The 5,107-nt window shown below is 73.9% G+C and carries 5 protein-coding genes; all 5 read right to left on the bottom strand.

The features are described 5' to 3' along the window. Nucleotides 1-92 precede the first annotated feature (92 nt). From C1I97_RS31155 to C1I97_RS31135, 5 genes are read right to left on the bottom strand one after another with little or no spacing between them, the layout of a single operon-like run. A complete protein-coding gene (locus C1I97_RS31155) occupies nt 93-1,379 on the bottom strand; it encodes an ABC transporter substrate-binding protein (RefSeq protein WP_111006420.1) in 1,287 nt (428 codons plus the stop codon). Then, complete coding sequence (locus C1I97_RS31150; protein ID WP_111006419.1) at nt 1,376-2,518, bottom strand: branched-chain amino acid ABC transporter permease; 1,143 nt, start codon at nt 2,516-2,518, stop codon at nt 1,376-1,378. The genes C1I97_RS31155 and C1I97_RS31150 overlap by 4 nt, the downstream gene beginning before the upstream one ends. Further along, a complete protein-coding gene (locus C1I97_RS31145; RefSeq protein WP_111006418.1) occupies nt 2,511-3,407 on the bottom strand; it encodes a branched-chain amino acid ABC transporter permease in 897 nt (298 codons plus the stop codon). Before C1I97_RS31145 ends, C1I97_RS31150 begins: the two co-directional genes overlap by 8 nt. Next, entirely contained in the window at nt 3,404-4,207 is an 804-nt protein-coding gene (locus C1I97_RS31140; RefSeq protein ID WP_111006417.1) for an ABC transporter ATP-binding protein, read from the bottom strand. Before C1I97_RS31140 ends, C1I97_RS31145 begins: the two co-directional genes overlap by 4 nt. Continuing rightward, nucleotides 4,204-4,986 (bottom strand): ABC transporter ATP-binding protein, encoded by a 783-nt coding sequence (locus C1I97_RS31135; RefSeq protein ID WP_111006416.1) that lies wholly within the window; start codon nt 4,984-4,986, stop codon nt 4,204-4,206. Before C1I97_RS31135 ends, C1I97_RS31140 begins: the two co-directional genes overlap by 4 nt. Nucleotides 4,987-5,107 lie beyond the last annotated feature (121 nt).

The following is a 5,107-nucleotide window of genomic DNA, read 5'->3' as shown; positions in this document are numbered from 1 at the left end:
CCCCTGCCCTCCGTCCTCGCCCGGCCCGGACACACAAACGCCCCGGCGTCCCCTCCGCGGGTCCGCCGGGGTGTCCCGGACGAGTGCGGTGGCTACCGCGTGGTCAGGTAGTCCTCCACGCCCGGAGCCGTGTGCGCGTCCTCGGCGTTCACCACGCCGCCGACCGCCTTCGCGTCGGGCCGCAGCACATACGTCTCGACGCTCGCGGGACGGTCGGCGTCGGAGAAGTTCTGCGCGGTGCCGAGACCGGTGTCCGCGTTCTTCCGCGAGCGGTGCGCCTTGACGACGTCCTCCCGGGTGAGGCCGCCCGCCTCGCAGGCCTTCCTCAGGTCCGCGCCGAGCAACTGGGCGGCGTTGTAACCGGACAGCACCCCCGAGTCGACCGGCGAGTCCGGGTACTTCTTCCGGTACGACGCCACCATGCGCCGCACGCCCGGCAGGTCGGAGCTGACCGCGGGCGCGGCGCTGACGATGTGCAGCATGGCCGCCAGTGCCGGTGCGGCGGGGGTCCTCATCAGCTGGGGCGCGAAGCCCGGGGCGCTGCTGACGACGGGGACGCGCAGGCCGCGGGAGGCCGCGACGCCGACGAGGGATGCCGTCTGGGCGGGTCCGGCGCTGATCAGTACGGCCTTCACGCCTTCCCTGCGGAGCGCCGACACCTGGGCGGACAGGTCGGTGTCCGTGGCCTGGATCTTCTGGCCGGTCACCTTCAGCCCGGCTTTGCCCGCCGCCCAGGTGGAGCCCTCCAGCGCGTTGGCGCCGTAGTCGCCCTCGAAGTAGACGTGGCCGATGGTGTCGCCCTTCTTCAGTCCCTTGGCGCGGGTGAGGAAGTCCACCGCGGCGATCATGTCGACGTCGTAAGTGGTGCCGAGTACCTGGACGGCCTCCTTGCCGAGCAGGGAGGCCGCCCAGGCCTGCGGGAAGGTGAGCATCCGGTCGCGCTCGATGTCGTCGAGCAGGGCCGCCACGACCGGGGAGCCGATGACCTGGGGCAGGGCCACGACGTCCGGGGCGATGTCGGCGTAGGCGGTGACCGCCTTCTGCACGTCGTACCCGTGGTCCTTGACGACGATCTCGACCGTGCGGTCGCAGATGCCGCCCTTGGCGTTGGTCTCGTCCGCCCACATCTGCTGGGCCTGCACGATGCTCTTGCCGAGCGTGGCGTAGGGGCCCGTCAAGTCGGTGAGGGCGCCCAGCCTGATGGTCCTGGCGCCGACGCCCGGTCCGGTGCGTACGCCGTCGGCGGCGTCGCCGCCCCCGTTGCCGCCGCCGGCCTTGGAGCTGCATCCGGTGGCCGCGAGCAACAGGGCGAGGGTCCCGGCGAGGACGGTCCCGGTGGTGCGGCGCCGGTTGCGGTGCCTGGGGTGCGTGGGGTTCACGGGGTGTGCTCCTTGGATCGTGCGGCTGCGGCCGGCTGCGGAGGTGGAGTGGCGGGGTCCGTGGCAGGGGCACGGGTGCGGCGGAGCCGTACGCGGTCCCGGGCGCGGTGGACGACGCCGTGCAGGCCGTCGGGCGCGTACAGCAGGACCAGGACGATCGCGGCGCCGTAGAGGTAGCGGGCGGCCTCGGTGGGGCCCATGGAACCCTCGGCCGAGCCGGGGGCGGTCACCAGCGGGAGCCGGTCGGCGTAGCGGGTCATCAGCAGGGGGAGCGCGGTGACGAAGACGGCGCCCGCGGTGGCTCCGGCGACCGAGCCCGGACCGCCGATGACGATCATGGCGAGGTAGTCGACGGAGAGGGCGAGGGAGAAGTAGTCCGGGACGACGCGGCGGAAGGCGAGTGCCAGGAGTACGCCCGCCAGGCCCGCGTACAGGGACGACACCACGAAGGCCGCCGAGCGGTGCCGGGCCACGTCGACGCCCATCACCGCGGCCGCGGTCTCGCTGTCGCGCAGGGCGGCCAGGGCCCGGCCGGGGCGCCCGCGCAGCAGGCCGCGGGCGGTGAACCAGGTGAACGCGAACAGTGCCAGGCCCAGGAACCACAGCCGCTCCTCGGCGCCGAACGGCACGCCGAGCACGGTCAGTTCGGGGTCGCCGGCCCCGAAGGTGAAGCCGCCGAGCGTGAGCGGGGGAACGGAGCGTCCGTTGAAGCCGCCGGTGACGGAGTCCGCGGTCAGCAGCACATGGTGGCCGAGGAAGACCAGCGCGAGGGTGGCGATGCCCAGGTAGATGCCGCGCACCCGGCCCGCGACGGGGCTGAACAGCCCGCCGGCCGCTCCGGCGAGCAGCACGGCGAGGAGCGCGGCGAGGGCCGGTGGCAGCCCCGGTCCGGGCTCCCCCGCCAGCCATACGTAGCCGTAGGCGCCGACGGCGAGGAAGAAGGCGTGGCCGAGGGAGAGCTGGCCCGCGGTGCCGGTGAGCAGGGCGAGTCCGACGGCGCCGATGGCCGCGGCCATGGAGAACAGGCCGATCCGCAGCCAGAAGGCGTCCAGGTAGAACGGCGGCAGGCACAGCGCGACGGCAAGCAGCGCGGTCCCCGCCCGGCGGCTCGTCAGGCCGTCGGGGAGACGGTCAGACACGGGCCGCTCCCTTCGCGCCGAACAGCCCGTTGGGCCGTATCAGGAGCACCAGCAGCATCACGGCGTACGGGGCGACGTCGCCGAACCCCTCGCCGAGCAGGTGCAGGTCGGACTGGTGTCCGACGACGAGCGCCTCGGTCAGGCCGATGAGCAGGCTGCCCGCGAGGGCGCCGGCCGGGGAGGCCAGCCCGCCGAGGATCGCGGCCGGGAACGCGTTGAGCGCGATCTGGCCGGTGGTGCGCTCCAGGCCCGGCGCCGGGAACGCGGCGAGGAACACCGCGGCCAGTGCGGCGAGCGCGCCCGCCAGGCACCAGGCGCCCGCACGCACCCGGCTGAGCCGTACGCCCATGAGAGCGGCGGCCTCCAGGTCCTCCGCCGCCGCCCGCAGGGACAGCCCCCAGGAGGTGAACCGGAAGAGCGCGAACACCGCGCCGATGACCACGGCGGACACCAGGACCGCGGCGAGCCGGCTGTCGGCGACGGTCACCGGTCCGAGTGCGGTCACCGAGTCGCCCCACGGGTCTCCCAGCGACAGCAGGTCGCCGCCGATGCGCCGGGCCAGGTCGGTCAGCAGGACGATGTCGATGCCGATGGTGATGATGGTCTGCACGTGGGCGGAGTGGGCGTTCTGGCCGCCGCGCTGCAGCAGGAACCGGTCGAGAACGCCCGCGAGGGCGGCGGTCGCAAGGATCGCCAGCGCCAGGGCACCGGCGAAGCCGAGGTCGTCGTGGAGGAGGGCGGTGAGGTACCCGCCGAACAGGAGAAGTGAGCCGTGGGCGAAGTTGAGGACGCCCGAGGCCTTGAAGATGACGACGAAGCCGAGGGCGATCAGCGCGTAGACCGCGCCGAGGGCGAGTCCGCCGAGGAGGTCGTCGAGGAACCCGGTCATGCGGCGTCCTCCGCCTGTGCGCCGGCGCCGAGGTAGGCGCGCAGCACCTCGGGGTCCTGGCGGACCTCGTCCGGGGTGCCGTGGGCGAGGGGCCGGCCGAAGTCGAGCACGGTGACGTCGTCGGCAAGCCGCATGACCAGGCCCATGTCGTGCTCCACGAGGACGACGGACAGCCCGAGTTCGGCTCGCAGATCGCCTATGACCCCGGCCGTGCGGGCCCGTTCGGCGGCGTTCATGCCGGCCACGGGTTCGTCGAGAAGCAGCACACGGGGCTCCAGACAGAGGGCGCGGGCGAGTTCCACGCGTTTGCGGTCGCCGTACGACAGCAACGCCACCGGACTGCCGAGGTGCCGTCCGAGGCCGGTGAGTCCGGCGATCTCGCGCACCCGGTCGAGGTGCTCGCGCTGCTCCCGCACGGCTCGCGGCAGGCGCAGCGCGCTCGCGGCGAAGCCGGCACGGGACAGGGCGTGGCGGCCGAGCATCAGGTTGTCGGCGACGGTGCCCTGGGTGGTGACGATGTTCTGGAAGGTGCGGGCCACGCCGAGTGCGGCGATGCGGTGCGGGGCGAGCCGGGTCAGCTCGGTGCCGCCGAGCGTCACCGTGCCGGCGGCCGGACGGCACAGGCCGGACAGCACGTTGAAGCAGGTCGACTTGCCGGCGCCGTTGGGTCCGATGAGCGCGTGCACCGAGCCGGGCGCGACGGTGAAGGAGACCCCGTCGAGTGCGGTGAGTCCGGCGAAGCGCACGGTCACGTCCCGTACGTCGAGCACGGGCGGCGCGGCCGGGGTGCGGTCGTTCACGCGGCCCCCTGGTCCTCGGCCGCCTCGCCCAGGTAGAGGCGGCGCACGGCGTCGGTGCGGGCGAGTTCGCCGGCCGGGCCGGACAGGCGGGTCTCGCCGACCTCCAGGACATGGGCGTGGTCGGCGAGGGAGAGCGCCATGCCCGCGTTCTGCTCGACCAGCAGCACGGCGGTGCCCTGGGCGTTGATCTCACGGATCACCTCGGCGATCCGGTGCACCATCTGCGGAGCCAGGCCGAGTGAGGGCTCGTCGAGGAGGAGCAGACGGGGGGCCGCCATCAGGGCGCGGCCGATGGCGAGCATCTGCTGCTCGCCCCCGGACAGCAGGCCGGCGGCCTGGTGGGTGCGCTCCGCGAGCCGGGGGAAGAGCGCGAACACACGGGCACGGGCCTCCCGGACCTGTGCCCGGCCGCGCCGGCCGAGCCCGAGTCCGCCGCTGCGCAGGTTCTCGTCGACCGAGAGCCCGGCGAACACCCGCCGGCCCTCGGGGACCTGAACGACTCCGGCGCGTACCGCCGCCACCGGGTCCTTGCCGTCGAGCACCGTGTCGCCGTAGCGGATGCGGCCGCCCGTGATCGCGCCACGGTGCAGGCGCAGTGTGCCGGACACGGCCCTCAGCAGGGTCGTCTTGCCGGCACCGTTGGCGCCGAGCAGGGTCACGACACCGCCGTGCGGCACGGTCAGGGACACGGAGCGGAGCGCGGACAGGGCGCGCCCGTACGTCACGTCGACGTTCTCGACGTGCAGCGCGGGCCGGTCGTCCGGTGGTGCTGCGGGCATCGCGGCTCCTCGGGGCCGTGCCGCGGGGCGGCAACGGCTTCGGGGGAAGGGAAGCCCACAACAGCACGGGCCCGAGAGGGCGGTACAGGCTTTTGGCCGGGGTCGGTGCGGTGTCCCAACG

The organism is Streptomyces sp. NTH33, assembly GCF_003236365.1.
Classification (GTDB): Bacteria; Actinomycetota; Actinomycetes; order Streptomycetales; family Streptomycetaceae; genus Streptomyces.
The sequence above is the reverse complement of the archived record's forward strand: the minus strand, read 5'-3'. Positions and strand labels throughout refer to the sequence as shown.

Bases quoted from the DNA above. Each gene is read 5' to 3' on its own strand.
- C1I97_RS31145 (WP_111006418.1), bottom strand. From the start codon at position 3,407: ATGACCGGGTTCCTCGACGACCTCCTCGGCGGACTCGCCCTCGGCGCG.
- C1I97_RS31135 (WP_111006416.1), bottom strand. From the start codon at position 4,986: ATGCCCGCAGCACCACCGGACGACCGGCCCGCGCTGCACGTCGAGAAC.